The 17,663-nt window shown below is 60.4% G+C and carries 17 protein-coding genes; 15 read left to right on the forward strand and 2 right to left on the reverse strand.

The annotated features are described in order from the left end of the window. The first annotated feature begins 3 nt into the window (after window positions 1-3). The 5 genes from AB7813_RS28730 to AB7813_RS28750 are packed head-to-tail and all read left to right on the forward strand — an operon-like array spanning window position 4 to window position 4,597. Complete coding sequence (locus tag AB7813_RS28730) at window positions 4-1,140, forward strand: ABC transporter ATP-binding protein (RefSeq protein WP_439063223.1); 1,137 nt, start codon at window positions 4-6, stop codon at window positions 1,138-1,140. After that, entirely contained in the window at window positions 1,137-2,156 is a 1,020-nt protein-coding gene (locus tag AB7813_RS28735; protein WP_439063224.1) for a Gfo/Idh/MocA family protein, read from the forward strand. The genes AB7813_RS28730 and AB7813_RS28735 overlap by 4 nt, the downstream gene beginning before the upstream one ends. Beyond that, entirely contained in the window at window positions 2,153-2,836 is a 684-nt protein-coding gene (locus AB7813_RS28740; protein WP_093760894.1) for a GntR family transcriptional regulator, read from the forward strand. Before AB7813_RS28735 ends, AB7813_RS28740 begins: the two co-directional genes overlap by 4 nt. A 46-nt stretch (window positions 2,837-2,882) precedes the next feature. Next, window positions 2,883-3,668, forward strand: a complete 786-nt coding sequence (locus AB7813_RS28745; RefSeq protein ID WP_439063225.1) for an SDR family oxidoreductase — start codon at window positions 2,883-2,885, stop codon at window positions 3,666-3,668. Window positions 3,669-3,679: 11 nt separating this feature from the next. Continuing rightward, window positions 3,680-4,597, forward strand: a complete 918-nt coding sequence (locus AB7813_RS28750) for a dihydrodipicolinate synthase family protein (protein WP_439063226.1) — start codon at window positions 3,680-3,682, stop codon at window positions 4,595-4,597. Between the two features lie 495 nt (window positions 4,598-5,092). On the opposite strand, the gene AB7813_RS28755 is transcribed toward AB7813_RS28750, so the two are convergent. Further along, a complete protein-coding gene (locus AB7813_RS28755; protein ID WP_439084195.1) occupies window positions 5,093-5,911 on the reverse strand; it encodes an enoyl-CoA hydratase-related protein in 819 nt (272 codons plus the stop codon). A gap of 299 nt (window positions 5,912-6,210) precedes the next feature. Between AB7813_RS28755 and AB7813_RS28760 the strand changes: the two genes are divergently transcribed. The 6 genes from AB7813_RS28760 to AB7813_RS28785 all read left to right on the forward strand — a co-directional run bounded on the left by AB7813_RS28760 (window position 6,211) and on the right by AB7813_RS28785 (window position 12,654). Then, complete coding sequence (locus tag AB7813_RS28760) at window positions 6,211-7,077, forward strand: AraC family transcriptional regulator (RefSeq protein WP_309946839.1); 867 nt, start codon at window positions 6,211-6,213, stop codon at window positions 7,075-7,077. A gap of 126 nt (window positions 7,078-7,203) precedes the next feature. Beyond that, a complete protein-coding gene (locus AB7813_RS28765; RefSeq protein WP_439082825.1) occupies window positions 7,204-8,412 on the forward strand; it encodes a CaiB/BaiF CoA transferase family protein in 1,209 nt (402 codons plus the stop codon). 1 nt (window position 8,413) lies between these two features. After that, window positions 8,414-9,154 (forward strand): SDR family NAD(P)-dependent oxidoreductase, encoded by a 741-nt coding sequence (locus AB7813_RS28770; RefSeq protein WP_089267535.1) that lies wholly within the window; start codon window positions 8,414-8,416, stop codon window positions 9,152-9,154. Continuing rightward, complete coding sequence (locus AB7813_RS28775) at window positions 9,154-9,798, forward strand: glutathione S-transferase family protein (RefSeq protein WP_439063228.1); 645 nt, start codon at window positions 9,154-9,156, stop codon at window positions 9,796-9,798. Before AB7813_RS28770 ends, AB7813_RS28775 begins: the two co-directional genes overlap by 1 nt. 159 nt (window positions 9,799-9,957) lie before the next feature. Continuing rightward, window positions 9,958-10,941, forward strand: a complete 984-nt coding sequence (locus tag AB7813_RS28780) for a Bug family tripartite tricarboxylate transporter substrate binding protein (RefSeq protein ID WP_089267534.1) — start codon at window positions 9,958-9,960, stop codon at window positions 10,939-10,941. A gap of 513 nt (window positions 10,942-11,454) precedes the next feature. Then, window positions 11,455-12,654: an ABC transporter substrate-binding protein gene (locus AB7813_RS28785; RefSeq protein WP_120288900.1), complete on the forward strand. Its 1,200-nt coding sequence runs from the start codon at window positions 11,455-11,457 to the stop codon at window positions 12,652-12,654. Between the two features lie 45 nt (window positions 12,655-12,699). Here the strand turns inward: AB7813_RS28785 and AB7813_RS28790 are convergent, their stop codons facing one another. After that, window positions 12,700-13,239 carry a winged helix-turn-helix transcriptional regulator gene (locus tag AB7813_RS28790; RefSeq protein WP_309946831.1) on the reverse strand — a complete coding sequence of 180 codons (540 nt, stop codon included), beginning with the start codon at window positions 13,237-13,239 and terminating at the stop codon, window positions 12,700-12,702. A gap of 181 nt (window positions 13,240-13,420) precedes the next feature. Between AB7813_RS28790 and AB7813_RS28795 the strand changes: the two genes are divergently transcribed. The 4 genes from AB7813_RS28795 (at window position 13,421) to AB7813_RS28810 (ending at window position 17,657) form a co-directional block, all read left to right on the forward strand. After that, on the forward strand, window positions 13,421-14,059 hold the full coding sequence (locus AB7813_RS28795) for a 2-hydroxychromene-2-carboxylate isomerase (RefSeq protein ID WP_439063229.1): 639 nt from the start codon (window positions 13,421-13,423) through the stop codon (window positions 14,057-14,059). A gap of 61 nt (window positions 14,060-14,120) precedes the next feature. Continuing rightward, window positions 14,121-15,683: a class I adenylate-forming enzyme family protein gene (locus AB7813_RS28800; protein ID WP_439063230.1), complete on the forward strand. Its 1,563-nt coding sequence runs from the start codon at window positions 14,121-14,123 to the stop codon at window positions 15,681-15,683. A gap of 42 nt (window positions 15,684-15,725) precedes the next feature. After that, on the forward strand, window positions 15,726-16,469 hold the full coding sequence (locus AB7813_RS28805; protein WP_439063231.1) for an SDR family NAD(P)-dependent oxidoreductase: 744 nt from the start codon (window positions 15,726-15,728) through the stop codon (window positions 16,467-16,469). A 6-nt stretch (window positions 16,470-16,475) separates the two neighbouring features. Further along, the gene (locus AB7813_RS28810; RefSeq protein WP_439063232.1) at window positions 16,476-17,657 is read left to right on the forward strand and encodes an acyl-CoA dehydrogenase family protein; all 1,182 of its coding nucleotides are present in this window, start codon (window positions 16,476-16,478) and stop codon (window positions 17,655-17,657) included. Window positions 17,658-17,663: the final 6 nt, after the last annotated feature.

Below are 17,663 nucleotides of genomic sequence, written 5' to 3' on the forward strand. Positions count from 1 at the left end.
GCCATGGCCGTTGTCACCCTCGACAAACTCTCCAAACAATATGGGCCGACAGGTCCGGTGGTCGTTGACAAGGTCGATCTTCATATCGGCGACGGCGAATTCATGGTTCTGCTCGGGCCCTCAGGCTGCGGCAAGTCGACGACACTGCGCATGATCGCGGGCCTGGAAGAGATCAGCTCCGGCAAGCTCTCGATTGGCGATCGCGTAGTCAATCAGGTGCCGGCCAAGGATCGCGACATCGCGATGGTGTTTCAGTCCTATGCGCTCTATCCGCATATGAGCGTTGCGGACAATCTCGCCTTCGGCCTGCGCCGGCGCAATTTCGCCGCTGCCGAGATCGAACGCCGGGTGCAGGATGCGGCGAATATTCTTGGTCTGACGCCGCTGCTGACGCGCAAGCCCAGCGCGCTGTCCGGCGGCCAGCGCCAGCGTGTCGCACTCGGGCGCGCCATGGTGCGCGAGCCGATGGTGTTCCTATTCGACGAACCGCTGTCCAACCTCGACGCCGCGCTACGCGTCAACACCCGCAGCGAGATCATCAAGCAGCACAAGCGGCTGGGATCGACGATGATCTATGTGACCCACGACCAGGTCGAGGCCATGACCATGGGAACGCGGATCTGCGTCATGAATGCCGGTCGCGTTGCTCAGATCGGCGCGCCGCTCGACGTCTATTGGGAGCCGGCGGACACGTTCGTCGCCCGATTCCTGGGATCGCCACCGATGAATCTGGCGACGGCGGTTGTCGCTTCGGCCAATGAAAGCTCTGTGGCACGAAGCCAGAGCCTTGAGACGGCGCTGACGCGCTGGTCGCCTCAGTTATTGGGAAAGCTGGTAGACCAAAAAGTGACAATCGGCGTGCGCGCCGAGGATTTGCATATCAACAAGGCGGCGTTAGGCAGCGAGCCTGCGGGCCATGTGCGGGGGCGTACGATCGCGGTGGAGCCGTTGGGCGCGGAAACCTTGCTGTTGGTCGAAATCGAACCCGGCGTGGAGTGGACGGCGCGATTGCCGCGTCATGTGCCTGTCGCCATCGACGAGACCGTCGATCTGTATTTCCCGGTCAATGCGGTCTTCGTGTTTGACGCAACGACGGGCCGGGCCGTCATCGGCGAGAAGCGTCGGGATATCGGGCAATGAGCAAGCCGTTGCGGATCGGATTGATTGGTGCGGGGTGGGTCACGCAATATCATCTGCTGGCATGGCAGAAGCTCGCGGGGCGTGCCGTGGTCGTCGCGATCGCCGATCCCTCGTCGGAGAATGCTGCTGCGCGCGCCCGGCAGTTCGGTATCGCGCAATGCTTTTCGCGCGCGGAAGACATGCTGGCGGCATGTGAACTCGATGCGGTCGATATTGCTGCGCCGCGTGCCTTCCATGCGCCTTTGGTACGCCTCGTCGCCGATCGTGGTCTGCCGGTGCTTTGCCAGAAGCCGCTCGCCCCGACACTCGCAGAAGCCGAGGCGTTGGCTCGTGATGTCGAGGGTCGCATCCGGTTGATGGTGCATGAGAACTGGCGCTTTCGTGCATACTATCGCGATGCCGCATCCTGGATCAGGGACGGTCGTATCGGGGCGGTGACAGCTGCCCGTCTGACGCTGCTGACATCGGGCACGATTCCCGATGCAAACGGCCAATATCCTGCGATCGAGCGCCAGCCGTTCATGCGCGGCGAGTCCCGCATGCTGGTGGCTGAAGTGCTAATTCACCATCTCGATACTTTGCGCATGCTGCTAGGCCCGCTGGATGTGATCGCGGCGGCGCTGACCCAAACATGTCCGGATATTGCGGGTGAAGACGGTGCCGTGATCCAGATGCGATCCCGCGGCGGCGCCGGTGTGTCGTTGTTCGCGAGCTTTGCAGCTCATGGCGCGCCGATATCGCAGGCCGATCAACTCGAAATCCTTGGCACGATTGGCTCAATTCGGCTCGAAGGTACGCAGCTGAAGCTGACGGGCGCGCAAAGCGAGATCCGCGCCTACGATCTAGCTGCGACCTATCAGGGTTCCTACGATGCGACCATCGCGCATTTCATCGATGCGCTGCAAAGCAGAGCGCCTTTCGAGACCTCTCCCGCGGACAATCTGCAAACCCTACGCCTTGTCGAGGATTGCTACCGGTTGTCAGGGCGCGAAGCATCTCGAGGCAATGCCAGATGACCGTCACCAAAATTGCGTCGCGCGCCGATGAACAGGCCGAGATCATCCGACGTGTCGAAGAGGATATCATCTTTGGCCGATTACCGCCCGGCGCGCGGCTGATCGAAGACAACCTGATGGAACGCTATGGCGCCTCGCGGCACTTCGTGCGCCAGGCGCTGGTGCATCTCGAGCATACCGGCATCGTCCAGAGGGAGAAGAATGTGGGCGCGACGGTGCGTTCCTATTCGACGGCCGAGGTGAAGCAGATCTATGAAGTGCGCGAGATGCTCACGCGCCAGGCCGCACTGATGATCCCGTTGCCAGCCAAGGCGTCGCTGATCATGGAGCTCGAAGCCATTCAAGCAGAATATGTGCGGTATGCCGAGCGCGGCGATTTGCGCGGCATTCACGACACCAATGACGCGTTCCACATCGCTCTGTTTGCGGCGTGCGGAAACCCGTATCTGGTGCGATCGCTGCAGGATTACATGGGCCTGACACTGCCCATGCGTGCCAAGAACCTTGCCGATCACAACGGGCTGCAGGTGTCGATCCAGCAGCACGATATGATGATTTCACTGCTGCGTGGCAACGACAATTGGGCGCTATCGCAGCTCTGCGTCGAGCACATGCACTCCAGCAAGGCCGATTACCTGCAACGCGTGGCCGTGCCCGGCCCAAATCTAGGGCCGGACTGACAGGCCAACACGCATATCGATTCAGCATTTCGACAAAGGACAGGACATGGATCTCGGACTTCAGGGCAAGGTCGCGCTGGTGCTTGGCGCCGGTGGCGGCCTTGGAAGCGCTATCGCGAAGACGCTGGCGAGTGAAGGCGCGCGTGTCGCGCTTGCGGACATCGACGCGGCCGCGCTCGATCGTGTCGTCGCGGAGATCAAGCAGGATGGAGGCGACGCGATGGCCGCCGCTTTCGATCTGGCCGATCGTGCCGCGATGGATGCGCGCGTCAGTGCCATCGAGGCAGCGTTCGGCCCCATCGACATCCTTGTCCACAATACCGGTGGGCCGCCGCCGACGCCTGCTGCCGGGCAGGACCCGGAACTGTGGAGCAGGAGCTTCGAGCAGATGGTGCTGTCGGTCATCACGCTGACCGATCGCGTATTGCCCGGCATGCGCGCCCGCAAATGGGGACGTATCGTGACATCGACATCGTCTGGCGTGGTGTCGCCGATTCCCAATCTCGGCATTTCGAATGCACTGCGATTGTCACTCGTGGGCTGGTCGAAGACGCTGGCCCGCGAAGTTGGACGTGACGGCATCACAGCCAATATCGTGCTTCCAGGCCGGGTTGCCACCAGTCGCATCCGTTTCCTGGACGAGCAGAAGGCAAAGCGTGAAAGCCGCTCCGTCGAGGACGTGTCTGCGGAGAGCACCGCCAGTATTCCTGCCGGCCGTTATGGTGAGCCACAAGAATATGCTGATGTGGTCGCCTTTCTCGCCAGCACCCGCGCATCTTACGTCAACGGCTCGGTCATCCGCGTCGATGGTGGTCTCATTACTAGCATCTGAAGGATCAAATCATGGCTCTCGACGCAACCGCCTCTGGCGTCTTCCCAATCGCCCCCACCCCGTTTCATCCCGATGGTCGTCTTGATGAGGCCTCGCTCGGCACATTGATCGACGGATACCTCAAGGCTGGCTCAACCGGCGTCACGGTGCTTGGCATCATGGGTGAGGCGCCGAAGCTCGAGCCCGAGGAATCGATCGCGATTGCTAAGCATTTCGTGAAGGGCTTCGGAAAACTGCCGGTGATCGTCGGCGTTTCGGCACCCGGATTCGCCGCGATGCGTGCGCTGTCGCGGACTGTGATGGAGAACGGTGCGGCGGGTGTGATGATTGCTCCGGTGCCGAGCCTGCGCACGGACGATCAGATCATAGGCTATTATCGTCAGGCTATTGAGGCAATCGGCGCCGACATTCCGTTCGTGATCCAGGACTATCCTTTGACACTGTCGGTGCAGATGACGCCGAAAGTCATCCGCCAGATCGTCCAGGAGAACCCGTCCTGCGTCATGCTCAAGCATGAAGATTGGCCGGGTCTTGAAAAGATATCGACGCTGCGTGCGTTCCAGGCTGAAGGGTCGTTGCGGCCGATCTCGATTCTGACCGGGAATGGCGGACTGTTCCTCGATTTTGAAATGGAGCGCGGCGCAGACGGCGCGATGACCGGCTACGCGTTCCCTGACATGCTCGTCGAGCTGGTCAAGCTGCAGAAGGCCGGCAAGCGCGACGAGGCGCATGATCTGTTCGATGCGCACTTGCCGCTCTTGCGATACGAACAGCAGCAGGGCGTTGGCCTTGCCGTGCGGAAGTATGTGATGATGAAGCGCGGGTTTCTGGCGTCGGACGCCCAACGCAAGCCCGGTTCCGCACTGTCAGCGAAGGCGCGCGAGGAGATCGATTACATGCTGCATCGCCTACAGCGCGCGGTAGCGTAAGCGCCCACGAGCGAACGTCAGCTCCCGGCGCAAAGCGGACATCGTTGACCCACGAAATCTCCCTCGTGGCATCGTTGCCGCTCGGATGGCCGCACAGCATCAACACGTTGGTTTCAACTAGCGATAGCCTGCCGTGCGATTAATTCTTGGCGATTGTAAGCTGGACCCATACTTCATTGCTCGCGACGTCGGTCGCGGCTCTGGTGTAGGTCTACATCGTCGCACATCCTCGGTATCAGCGTCGAACTCGCGGTGGTGTACAGTTAGATGTGGAAGAGCGGTGAACAGGTGAACGAAAAGTGGTCGGCGTCAAATGACGTAGTGCACGCCGTGCCAGTTATGAGCGTCGTCGAGTTTTGCGGTCTCGACGTGAATATACGTGCAGATCTTGCATAGGTAGACTCTCACCTCGACCCCGTCGTCGTATTTGCAGTGTCGATCTAAAGACATCTGGTAACGGCATCTCAGGCAACGCGTATTGTCTGCCATCTGCGCTCACCGAAACACCGCTGGACGCTTCTCGACGAACGCTCTGACGGCTTCGCGATGCTCCTCGGTCTGCGCGGAGCGGACCAGCCGCTCGGCCTCCTTGTCTAGCGATGCGGCAAAGCCGACGTTTTGCACCTCGTCCAGGTTGTCTTTCATGGCGCTGTAGGCCTTTGTGGGTCCATTCGCCAATTTCAACGCGATCATGAACGCCTCCTCGGCAAGCCTGTCGGCGGCCACGATCCGATTGAATAATCCCATAGTTTCGCAGCGTTGTGCATCGACTCTGTCGGACAACAACATCAGTTCTCTTGCGCGGGCGGCTCCCACCGTTCGCGTGAGTAGCCAGGCGATGCCGTAGTCGCCGCTCAGCCCGATTCTGGCATAGGCCGTACTGACGAATGCTTGCTCAGCTGCGATGCGGATATCGCAGGCCAATGCGAGCGAGAGGCCTGCGCCTGCAGCCGCACCGGGAAGGGCCGCGACCGTCGGCTTCCGCATCTCGAACAGCGCGCCGGTCAAAGTGCGTTGACGTTCGATCAGGCGCGTTACTTTCTGACCAAAGGTTAGTTCGTCTGTGCTGCTGCGGTCGCCCATGCCTTTCACATCGCCACCCGCGCAGAAAGCCTCGCCGGCGCCGGTGATCAGCACCGCGCGTATGCCATTGTCGGTCGAGCAGTATGCGATCATCCGGCGCAGGGCGGGTGTGAGTTTGTCCGACAGCGCATTGCGGGCCGCCGGGCGATTGAGCGTGATCACGGCGACCCGACGGTCGATATGACAAAGCAATTCGTCCGTTCCCGTTTCGACCGAAACCGGCGTCAAGATCGTCATGAAGAGTCCCCCCGTCGTGCACTGTTCGAAAATTGACAGTTCTAAAATAGAACTATAATCTTCGGGCAAGAGGCTGCAAGGCAGGATCGTCTCCGCTTGAGCCGATTGTCAAAGACGGTCAGCTGAATGACCGTCGGGAGGAAATAGATGCGCGGTCTGTCCGCGAAGTCCGATGGACTTCCGACGGAGCGATGTTGTGCCCGGTCGCGTGGAAACAGCATCCTCATCTCGAGCCATCCAGGCGTTGCGGTTGCCGAGCGAGTTGTGCATCGACGCGCAGGGGAGACAGTCGCATGAGCAATGTATCCGAGAATGGAGAATTCATCAGGATCGTCGGCGGTCGCGTGCTGTCTAACACCGTCGTCCGCACGCCCGTAATCCGGATTGAAAGCTTCCGCAGGGACGTGTCGAAGCAGGTTCAATGGCATTTCAAGCAGCCAGAACTAGCGCTCTTCTTCTATAGGAGGGGTGCGCGGAAGCTGCGCGGCAAGATGGATGGTCAGTCGTTCGACCAGCAACTTGCCGGCAACTTGGCCGTCTATCCGGCTGGCTTGGAGATCGACGGCGAATTCACCGTCACATCGGCAAAGTCGGATTATACAGTCGTGTTCTTCGACCAGACGTTCATATCGGAACGACTTCCAAGCTTTGCGGCAGCGCCGAGACTGGGGTTCGATAACCCCGCAATCGCCTTCGGACTGGAAGAACTGTGCAGCGAGCCGCATCATGACGACGATGTCTATGCGATGATGGCAGAGGGGTGGGCAATCCAGACACTCGCTGTTCTAAAGCGGTTGAGCGGCACCAAGACGCCGCTTGGCAACCGAGGTGGTCTCACCCAGTGCAATCTTAAAAGGATCTCCGAGTTCGTCGAGGAAAACCTCGGTCGGTCGATCGGATTGATGGAGATGGCTTCGCTGGTCGGATTGAGCACTCGACATTTCATTAGGGCATTTTCCGAAAGTACCGGCGATACCCCGCATCAGTATGTCATCGGTCGGCGCATTGAGCGCGCCAAATACCTTCTTATTAGTGAGAAGTGTTCGCTGACGGAAATTGGCCTTGCAGTTGGCTTCAGCCATTCGCAACATTTCACGACGAAATTCAAACAGCACACTGGTCTTTGTCCGTCGGGCTTTCGCGCCGCGGTGCGGCATTAGCAAAGTCGGAAAGCAATGTCGCTTTCACGTAGATCCGGCACTATCTGGCAAGCCTGGTCGCCCGCGTTCTTCTAACAGATCCACTCAACGGTGCGTCGTGCGCCGAATGCAGTGGGAATGGAACGCATGCCAGGGCCTCTTTTGGGAGTTCGCGTACTTGATCTGACCAGCGTCGTGTCGGGTCCATTTGCAACCATGTTCTTGGCGGACCAGGGCGCTGAGGTCATCAAGATCGAGCCGCTGGGCGGTGACATCACGCGCCGCAGCCGGGCCGCCATCGACAAGGCCGGGCAGTTCTCGGCGCTGTTCATCTCGTCGAACCGAGGCAAGCGCTCGATCTCGCTCGATATCAAAAGCGAAGCCGGTGCGCGGATTGTCAAGAAGCTCATCGCCCAGTCCGATGTCCTCGTGCAGAACTTTCGCCCGGGTACGATGGAGCGTCTCGGGTTGGGAGCCAACGAACTCCGGGCGCAATATCCGCGCCTCATCTACGTTTCGATCAGCGGGGTTGGTGAAACCGGGCCGTACGCCAAGAAACGCGTCTACGATCCGATCGTTCAGGGGCTATCGGGTTTCGCCGACATCCAGTCGCAGGCCGGCACCAACCGACCTCAGATGATACGGACCATCGTCGCGGACAAGACGACGGCAGTGCTGACGGCACAGGCCGTGTCCTCGGCGCTCTATGCGCGCGAGAAGACTGGACGCGGCGATCACATTCGGGTCGCGATGCTGGACGCCATGCTGTCGTTCCTGTGGCCTGAAGGCATGATGCAACACACCGTCGTCGGCGCGGAGGCCTCGTCGCCGGATCCTAATGATCGCCCCGATCTGATCTTCAAGACCGTGGACGGCTATATCACCGCAGGCACGATCTCGGATTCCGAGTGGCAGGGCTTCTGCCGCGCCACCGACGACCCTGAGCTCGTCAAGGACGAGAGGTTCGCGACGCCTGCGGGGCGCTCGGTCAATGCCACCGCGCGCATCAACAAGATGCAGGAATACATCGCCACCCGGACCACGGCCGAATGGCTTGCCAGGCTGGACGCCGCGGACGTGCCATGTGCACCGGTGCTGCGCCGTAGCGAGATCGTCGCCAACGAGCAGGTGGTGGCGCGCGGCATCATCCAAGAGTTGGAGCAGCCGTCCGTCGGCCGCGTCCGTCAGCCGAAACCGGCGGCCCGGTTCGAAGAGCGCCCGGCGGCCATCGGCGGGCCGGCACCACGCATTGGCGAGCATAGTCGGGAGATCCTGCGAGATCTTGGCTTCGACGATGCGGCAATCACCGAGATGACCCTGTCGAAGGTCGTCCGAATTGAAGGCGAGGGACGTTGACATGACTGACAAGAAGCAGGTGGCGCTCCTGGTGGGAGCGGGGGATGCAATTGGTGCGGCCGTCGCACGGCGATTTGCACAGGGGGGATACGCGATCTGTATCGCGCGGCGCGATGCTGAAAAGTCTGCGGGCCTGGTCGAGGAGCTGCGCGCGCAGGGCCACGATGTCCACGCCAGATCGATCGACGCCCGAAACGAGGAGGAGGTGCAGCGGCTGTTCCAGACGGTGGAAGATGAGATGGGCCCCATCGCGGTGTGCCTGTTCAATGCCGGATCCAATGTGCAGAAGCCACTGCTCGAAACGACCGGGAAGCTGTTCTTCAAGGCCTGGGAACTAGCCTGCTATGCCGGCTTCCTGGTGGGACGTGAGGCAGCGAAGCATATGGTGCCGCGCGGCGCCGGCACGATGCTGTTCACCGGCGCGACGGCCAGCATGCGCGGCGGCAGCGGCTTTGCCGCTTTCTCGGCAGCGAAATTCGGTCTGCGGGCCGTTGCGCAGGCCATGGCGCGAGAGCTCGGACCGAAGAACATCCACGTCGTGCACCTGCTGATCGATGCCGGCGTCGACAGTGAGGCGATCCATGAGCGGATGAGGAGCCGTGGCCTGGATCCTGCCGCCCGTCAGCCCGACAGCCTCACCACGACGGCGTCGATTGCGGAAGCCTATTGGTTCGCCCATGCGCAGAAGCGAGACGGATGGACGCATGAGCTCGATCTTCGGCCGGCTGCGGAGAAATGGTGATGAACCCGGAACTCGTGTTGTGGGGCGTTGGCACCAGCCGGACCATCCGACCTCACTGGGCGCTTCATGAATTGAAGCTTCCCTATACCCGAAAGCCGATCCTGCCGCGGACGGGGGAGACCGAAACGCCGGAATATACGGCCCTCAATCCCCGGCAAAAGGTGCCGCTGTTGCAGGACCACACGCTCGTCATCGGCGAGAGCGCTGCGATCATCGCCTATCTAGCCAAGACCTATCCCGACCAGGCCGCCTCCCTCATTCCGAAAGACTCCGAGACTTACGCGAAGTGGCTCGAATGGTGTTTCTTCATCGTCACCGAGCTGGATTCCACGAGCCTGTACGTCATGAGGCGGCATGGGCAGATCAAGGGACTGTCTCACATCTATGGTGATGCACCGGGCGTTGTCGCCCAGGCTGCGGAGTATTTCAGGAAGCAGTTGAAGCACGTCGATGCGGCGCTGTCCGACGGGCGGGAATATCTCCTGGGTGAACAGTTCACCACCGCAGACATCCTGCTGACCACGTGTCTGACCTGGGCCATCGATTATCAGGTAGCGATCTGCGACAGCGCGACGCCCTATCTCGACCGTGTGCTGAATCGCTCCGCCTATCGGGATGCCTCGGCGGCCAACAAGCCGGGCTGATCGCTCCAACAAGACCGGGCGGCGTTGCAGCCGTAACACCGGCGACGCTGGCCGCGCGTAAGCGAAATTGCGCCGGTCTCAAGACGACGATCCGCAGCCGAACAGGCCTCAATGACGCGGACGGAAAAATGACGACGCCTATCAGAGGGAGGATGAAGAATGAAAATAACGCGCCGGTCTTTCTTGGCCGCAACGGCGTCCACCGTTGCAGTCCCGTCGATCGCACGATCGGCGGCGGACACCTGGCCGCAGCGACCGATCAGGATCGTCGTCGGCTTCGCCCCGGGCGGACAGACCGACGTCTATGCGCGGATGTATGCCGAGTTCATCGGAAGCCAGACCGGCGTGCCAGTGATCGTCGAGAACAAGACCGGCGCGCTCGGTTCGATTGCCGGGGCCGAGGTCAAGCGGGCAGTGCCGGACGGCTATACCATCCTGTTCAATACGTCTGGCGCGATGACCGTGAACCGCGTGCTGGTCAAAGATCTTGCCTACGACACGGATAAGGATTTTCAGCTGGTTTCGGCGATGCCGACGGGTGGACTGCCGCTCATCATGCGCAAGCAGCTGGGCATCACCGACCTCGACGGCGTCGTTCGTCATGCACGCGCGACGGGGCGCATGACGCTCGGAACGTTCGGGGTCGGCTCACCTCCGCACCTCACGATCCTCGCGCTCAACAAGCAATATGGCCTGAACATCGAGCCGATCCACTACCGTGGTGAGGCACCGATGTTCACCGATATGCTGGCACAGACGGTCGACGGCGGTGTCGGTACGATCGTCGGCGCGCAGCCGGTCCTGCAGAGCGGGTCGGGTGCAGTCGTCGCTGTGCCGCGCAAGCGGCTCACGACCTTTCCGGAAGTCAGGACGTTTGCCGAGCAGGGGGCGGATTCGCCGCTGTTCGGTCTGCTGACCTATCAATGCTGCGCGGTGCCCACCGGTACGCCAACGGCCATTGTCGAACGCCTGTCGGATCTCATCATGCGGGCGGCGCAGACCGAAAAGGTCAGGACGATGTTCCAGACGTTTGGAATCGATGAAGGACCGATGTCGATGCAGGCGACGCGCGAGCTCTATGCGCGGGAAGCGCCAGTCTGGATCGAGCTTGCAAGGCAAGCGATTGCAGATCGAAAAACCTAGCGGCGACGTCGCGTCAGCTCGCCACTTGCGCGGCGGTCATTTTGCGATTGACAAGTTCTTTAAAAGAACTGACCTTGATCACCAAGGTCGCTGACCAATAATTGCGATCAAATGATTGCATGCCGCCGCGATCATTGCGGCGAGCCAGGGGAGGATATGATGCGCCGGATCACGACAGCGTTGATGGTTTGCGATCCCAACGGCGGTGCATGCCGCGCGCGGCACCACGTGGCGCGGTGATCGGTGCCGGTGGAATCGCGCGTCATCGGCCCATCGATCGATAGCCAAACTCATTTCGAGGGCTGCCGGGTTTGAACGACGCAGCAGCGCCGGGCTTGGCCGGTCTCTGCCCTGACGAGCCACGGCACCTCGGGGATGGCCGATCCGGGCGCTTGTCGCTGTCACCGATGGGCATGTGCAGGGCTGTTTCGCTCGGCGACGTTGGCGAGAGCTCTTCATTCGAGAATTTTAAATGGCAGGCAGTCAAGCTTGCGGCACTGGAGGGAGCGGACAATGATGAGAAGAATGTTTGTTGGCGTTGCAATGGCAGCGACACTGTTCGGACTGCAGGCGCGAGCCGAGACAGTCGGCGTCACGGATACCGAAATCAAAATCGGTGCGACCTTTCCGTTCAGCGGACCTGCGTCGCCCTTGAGCAATACCGGCAAGGGGCTCATTGCCTATGTCAACTCGATCAACGATCGCGGCGGCATCGGCGGCAAAAAGATCAATCTCATTACCTATGACGACGCCTATAGCCCGCCGAAAACGGTCGAACAAACGCGCAAGCTGGTTGAGAGCGACGAGGTTGCGTTCCTGTTCGGCCCGCAGGGCACGCCTGGAATTGGAGCGACGATCAAATACGTCAACGCGAAGAAGGTCCCGCACCTGTTCGTGGTGAGCGGCGTCAACAAGTTCACGAACTTCAAAGAATTCCCGATGACGACGACGGGCCTGCCCAGCTACGACACCGAGGGAAAGATCTACGCCAAATATATCTCGAAGGTGCTGCCGGATGCGAAGATCGCGCTATTGTATCAGAACGACGATCTCGGCAAGGACTTCCTCGCGGCGTTTAAGGCGTATTTCAAGGACGCTTTCGACAAGAAGGTCGTGGCATCCGCATATGAACTGAGTGAGCCCACCATCGACTCCCATGTGGTGAATCTGAAAGCCTCGGGCGCGGCAGCGTTCCTGGTTGCCGGCACGCCGAAATTCGCCGCGCAGGCGATCAAGAAAGCGTCCGAAATAGGCTGGAAGCCGCTGTTCCTGATCAACTACGTCTCAAGCTCGGTCTCGTCGACAATCGTGCCTGCAGGACCCGACAAGGCGATCGGTATCGTCGCGGCGACCATCGCAAAGGATCCGAGCGACAGCAAATGGGCGGATGATCCCGGGGTCCAGTGGTACAAAGCCCACTTCGCGAAATATCTGCCCGGTGCCGACATTGGCGATGCGAACTATGTGTATGGCACGGAGCAGGGCCAGATACTGGAGCAGGTTCTGAAACAATGCGCTGGCGATTATTCCCGCGAGAATATCGTGAAGCAGGCACGCAATATTCGGGGCCTGTCCCTGCCGACGTTGATGCCGGGAATTACTATCAATACCGGACCGCAGAACAGCATGGCCTATACCCAGCTTCAGCTGCAGCGCTGGAACGGGAATTCCTGGGACCAGTTCGGCGGTCTTCTGGACGCGAGCTCGGAGTAACGCAGTCGTCGCCAAGTCCGGCTTGTTCTTCGTCCGGACTTGGCCTCAGGCGCGTTTTGCCCTGGAAGCGGTGGCTTTCGGCGCCTGCACTTTAACCTGTGTCTTGGCAATCTGCGTCCTCGGCATTGCCGTTTCGCGAGCGCCAGGCCCCGGATGGACGTGGACTTCCTTCGCAAGCACCGGCTCGCCGCATTCCGAGCAGATCATGAGCGGATCGAAGTGCTTGCCGCATGACTTGTGCTCGTGAAGCATCGGTCGCCCCCGCGAGTCGACCATGTGGATGTTACCCCAATGAACGACCGACATGATGATCGGGTAAAGGTCCAGTCCCTTCTGGGTCAAAATATACTCGTATCGCTTGGGTGCATCCATATAGGGAATGCGCCGGAGCACACCGAATCGAACCAGCTTCTTGAGGCGGTCGGCGAGCAGGTGCCGTGTAATTCCCAGCGATGTCTGGAAGGCGTCGAAGCGACGCTTGCGCAGGAAGCATTCGCGCAAAATCATAAGCGTCCAGCGGTCGCCAATCACCGCGACGGTGCGGGCCAGCGAACACGGCTCTTCCTCAAGCGAATCCCATTTCATCCCACGTCTCCGGCATTCCCCATTCCGCGCATTCTATTTTGGCATGGACCTCAAAACAATACCGTTGTCGCCGTTCCAGTTTCAAAGCAGGTTTCGCCGTTGACAGTTCTAAAATAGAACTCTAGCGTTCGGTCGGGGCGGACATTTGATCGTGCCCATCAAGATAAAAGGGGAGGCGCCGTTGACCGATCGATCACAGCCGGAATTCCATTTCGATTTCGGCAGCCCGAACGCCTATCTCGCCGAAGCCGCACTCCCGGGTATCGAGCAACGCACCAAGGTCAAATTTCAATATATTCCGGTCCTGCTGGGCGGGATTTACAAAGCTACCGGTAATATGTCGCCTGCGGAGTCGTTGCGCGGCATCAAGAACAAGCCTGAATATCAGAGGCTGGAGTCCGAGCGCTTCATCCGGCGCCACGGTATCACCAAGTTCAACAGCAATCCGTTCTTTCCGGTCAACACGCTTATGCTCATGCGCGGCGCTGTCGCGGCTAAGTTCGAAGGTGTGTTCGATCCGTATTTTAGGGCGGCCTATCACCATATGTGGGAAGAGCCGAAGAAGATGGACGACCCCGAAGTCTTCGCCGCGGCCTTCAAATCCTCCGGCATCGACATCGACAGGTTGATCGCGCGAGCGCAGCAGGACGACGTCAAGCAGAAACTCATCAAGGACACGAATGACGCGGTTGCTCGCGGGTCGTTCGGGTCGCCGACGTTCTTCGTCGGCAACGAGATATTCTTCGGCAAGGACAGTCTCAGGGATGTGGAAGAGGCGATCGTTCAGCAGGCTTCTGTCCTGAAAACGAGGACGGCCTAGGTTACCTGACCATACAATCCAGAAGCTGCGACCAAGCGGCTCTTTTCCCGGGAGGACGAAGATGTTGAAGACGGTCGACACCGATCAGGCGGCGCGCATACTCTCCGCGTTGCCGCGCCGCATCGATCACGTCATAGACCGACATGCCGCCGAGACGCCCGATCGCATAGCGCTGATCGAGGACAGTGGCAGCCTGTCCTATGGTGAGTTGCGCGAGGCCGTCGGCACCGTTGCTCGGGATCTCACCAAGCTCGGCATGAGGCCGGGCGACCGCCTGATGATCGTCAGCGAAAACAGCATTCCACTCGCTGTACTTCTGCTCGCGGCAAGTCGCCTCGATGTCTGGGCGATCGTCGTCAATCCGCGGCTGTCCGCTCGGGAATTGGATCAGATCAGGGATCACAGCGGGGCGCGCCGCGTTCTTCTGACAACCGGCGTGTCCAAGGAAGCGGCGAGTCATGCCGCGCGGTATGAAGCCCAAGCGCATCTGATCGGCCCGCTATCCGAGGTGGCCGTGACCGCCCTCAATGAGGGTACGTCACCTGAGCCCGTCGAGGACAGTCCGAAGGATCAGATCGCCGTTCTCATCTATACGTCCGGTACGACCGGCACGCCGAAGGGCGTGATGCTGACGCACGAAAACCTGCTCTTCAGCGCCAAGACCACAGCGGACATCCGCCGCATGACTCCTGCCGACAAGCAGTACATCGTGCTGCCGATTTCGCATATCGTTGGCATTTCGTTGTTGGTGATGACGTTGATGACGGGCGCGTCCGTCCGATTGGCAAGCAAGTATGATCCGGCTGCGTTGGCCAAGGCGATCTCTGACGAAGGCATCACGATTCTGAACGGCGTGCCGGCGACCTATCAGCGATTGCTGGAATACAAATCGATCGCCGGCTTGAGCAAGCTCGATCCGGGCTCTTTGCGCCTCATTGCGGTCGCAGGTGCGCCGCTCGATCTGGATTTGAAGTCGCGCGTGGAGCGGGAACTCGGGCTCTCACTATTGAATGGCTATGGCATCACTGAATGTTCGCCCGGGCTATCTGGCGTACGCATTGATGCGCCGCGCGATGATCAGGCGGTTGGCCCTCTGCTCCCAGGTATCGAGGCGAAGATTCTGAGTCTCGACGGGGCGTTCAAGCCTCCCGGCGAGGTCGGTGAGCTTCATGTCCGAGGCCGGAATGTGATGCGCGGCTATTACCGGGCGCCGGATCTCACCGCGAAAGCGATTGATCCGGACGGCTGGTTCAATACCGGAGATCTGGCACGCTTCGAGGGCGATTGTCTCTTCATTGTCGGCCGTACCAAGGAAATGATCATCCGGTCGGGATTCAACGTTTACCCCGCCGAGATCGAAGCGGTGTTGAGTACGCATGCCTCGGTTGTGCAGTGCGCGGTGGTGGGGCGCCCGGTGGACGGTAACGAAGAGGTCGTCGCCTTTGTGCAGCTTCTTCAGGGGACCGAGACAACGGCCTCCGATCTGATGGCGCATGTCGGGCCTCAGCTCACATCCTACAAGCGCCCATCGGAAATCATCGTTCTGCCGGCGCTGCCGGCCACATCCACGGGCAAGATTCTCAAGCACAAGCTGGCGGAATCGCTGCGCAGCCAGGCAGATTGAGGCGACATTCGTCGCGACGTACTCGTATCCAGGAGAATCTAGGTGAAAAAGCGCAATGCAACGGTCGCCGTCGTCGGCGCAGGTGACTTCATCGGCGGCGAGATCGCTAAGAAATTCGCTGCCGAAGGCTTCACGGTGTTCGTGGGCCGGCGCCAGGGTGAGAAGCTGGGGCCGCTGATCAAGGAGATTGAGGCTGCCGGTGGGACCGTGTTCGGACGGGCTCTCGATGCGCGCAAGGAAGACGAGATGGTGAAATTCATCTCCGATGCCGACGCTCATGCCCCTTTGGAGGTGTGCGTTTTCAATATCGGCGCAAACGTCAATTTTCCGATCGTCGAGACCACGGAGCGCGTGTTTCGCAAAGTCTGGGAGATGGCGTGCTATTCGGGATTCCTCGCTGGACGCGAGGCAGCGCGGGCAATGCTGGCACGCGGCAAGGGGAACATCTTCTTCACCGGAGCGACGGCAAGCCTGCGCGGCGGCAACGGTTTCGCAGCCTTCGCGAGCGCCAAATTCGGTCTCCGAGCCGTCGCGCAATCAATGGCCCGGGAACTCGGGCCAAAGAACATTCATGTCGCGCACCTGATCATCGACTCCAGCGTGGACACGGAATGGGTGCGGCAGCTGATCACCAGCCGCGAAGGGCCGCAGGCAATGGAAAACCTCGATCCGAACCGGCTCATGCGGCCGGCGGCGGTCGCCGAGGCATACTGGTCCCTCTACCAGCAACCGCGCGACGCATGGACCTTCGAGCATGAGATTCGTCCATTCGGCGAGAAGTGGTAGCTCGCCATGGAGCTCAACCTTTCGGCCGAAGATGCGGCATTCCGTAACGAGGCTCGGTCCTTCATAGCGGAAAACTACCCGAAGGAAATGCGTGTCGCGAATCCCGAGACGGATCTCACAAAAGAGCAATCGCTCCTTTGGCACAGGATCCTCCATCAGAAGGGCTGGATCGCGCCGCTTTGGCCGAAGGAATATGGCGGCCCCGGTTGGTCGCTGACCCAGCGCTTCATCTGGGAGCAGGAGACCTCGCGTGCGGGAACGCTTCCGCCGCTCGCCTTCAGCGTGACCATGGTCGGCCCGGTCATCTACACCTTCGGGACGGAGGCGCAGAAGGCGAGGTTCCTGCCGCGCATATTGTCGGGCGAGGACTGGTGGTGCCAGGGTTACTCGGAGCCGGGGTCGGGGTCGGATCTAGCTTCCGTCAGGACCAAGGCGGTTCGCGACGGCGATCACTACGTCGTCAACGGGCACAAGACATGGACTACTCTCGCGCAGCACGCGGACTGGATCTTCTGTCTCGTCCGCACCGATCCGTCCGCAAAGCCCCAGGCGGGCATCTCCTTCCTGTTGATCGACATGAAGACGCCCGGCGTCACCGTGCGCCCGATCATCACCATCGACGGCTCGCACGAGGTCAACGACGTCTTCCTTGAGGACGTGCGGGTGCCGATCGAGAATCTGATCGGCGAGGAGAACAAGGGCTGGACCTACGCAAAATTCCTCCTCGGCAACGAACGCACCAGTATGGCTGGTATCGGTCGTTCGACCCGGTACCTGCGGCGACTCAAGGACATCGTCAGGGCTGAAATTCCCGAGGACGATCCGAGTTTCGCGGAGTTCATCCGTGAGATCGCCCGTGTCGAATTGGATGTGCTGGCCCTCGAAGCGACGGAATTGAGGGTCGTCGCGCAGATGTCGCGCGGTATCGATCCCGGCCCGGCCGCATCGCTCTTCAAGATCAGAGGCACCGAGATATTCCAGCGCATTACCGACCTCACGCACCGCGCGACGGGCAACTATGGCGTCGCTCTTCGGGAGCATCCCGTCAGCGGTAACCGTTTCATGCCCGGGCCTGACTATGGGCATACGTCGGCGGAAAAATACCTCAACTCGCGCAAGCTCAGCATCTACGGCGGATCCAACGAGATTCAACGCAACATCATCGCGAAAGCCGTGCTCGGTCTTTGACCCGCA

It is taken from the genome of Tardiphaga sp. 20_F10_N6_6 (assembly GCF_052076045.1).
GTDB classification, from domain to species: Bacteria; Pseudomonadota; Alphaproteobacteria; order Rhizobiales; family Xanthobacteraceae; genus Tardiphaga; species Tardiphaga robiniae.

Bases quoted from the DNA above. Each gene is read 5' to 3' on its own strand.
- AB7813_RS28730 (WP_439063223.1), top strand. From the start codon at position 4: ATGGCCGTTGTCACCCTCGACAAACTCTCCAAACAATATGGGCCGACA.
- AB7813_RS28735 (WP_439063224.1), top strand. From the start codon at position 1,137: ATGAGCAAGCCGTTGCGGATCGGATTGATTGGTGCGGGGTGGGTCACG.
- AB7813_RS28740 (WP_093760894.1), top strand. From the start codon at position 2,153: ATGACCGTCACCAAAATTGCGTCGCGCGCCGATGAACAGGCCGAGATC.
- AB7813_RS28745 (WP_439063225.1), top strand. From the start codon at position 2,883: ATGGATCTCGGACTTCAGGGCAAGGTCGCGCTGGTGCTTGGCGCCGGT.
- AB7813_RS28750 (WP_439063226.1), top strand. From the start codon at position 3,680: ATGGCTCTCGACGCAACCGCCTCTGGCGTCTTCCCAATCGCCCCCACC.
- AB7813_RS28760 (WP_309946839.1), top strand. From the start codon at position 6,211: ATGAGCAATGTATCCGAGAATGGAGAATTCATCAGGATCGTCGGCGGT.
- AB7813_RS28765 (WP_439082825.1), top strand. From the start codon at position 7,204: ATGCCAGGGCCTCTTTTGGGAGTTCGCGTACTTGATCTGACCAGCGTC.
- AB7813_RS28770 (WP_089267535.1), top strand. From the start codon at position 8,414: ATGACTGACAAGAAGCAGGTGGCGCTCCTGGTGGGAGCGGGGGATGCA.
- AB7813_RS28775 (WP_439063228.1), top strand. From the start codon at position 9,154: ATGAACCCGGAACTCGTGTTGTGGGGCGTTGGCACCAGCCGGACCATC.
- AB7813_RS28780 (WP_089267534.1), top strand. From the start codon at position 9,958: ATGAAAATAACGCGCCGGTCTTTCTTGGCCGCAACGGCGTCCACCGTT.
- AB7813_RS28785 (WP_120288900.1), top strand. From the start codon at position 11,455: ATGATGAGAAGAATGTTTGTTGGCGTTGCAATGGCAGCGACACTGTTC.
- AB7813_RS28790 (WP_309946831.1), bottom strand. From the start codon at position 13,239: ATGAAATGGGATTCGCTTGAGGAAGAGCCGTGTTCGCTGGCCCGCACC.
- AB7813_RS28800 (WP_439063230.1), top strand. From the start codon at position 14,121: ATGTTGAAGACGGTCGACACCGATCAGGCGGCGCGCATACTCTCCGCG.
- AB7813_RS28810 (WP_439063232.1), top strand. From the start codon at position 16,476: ATGGAGCTCAACCTTTCGGCCGAAGATGCGGCATTCCGTAACGAGGCT.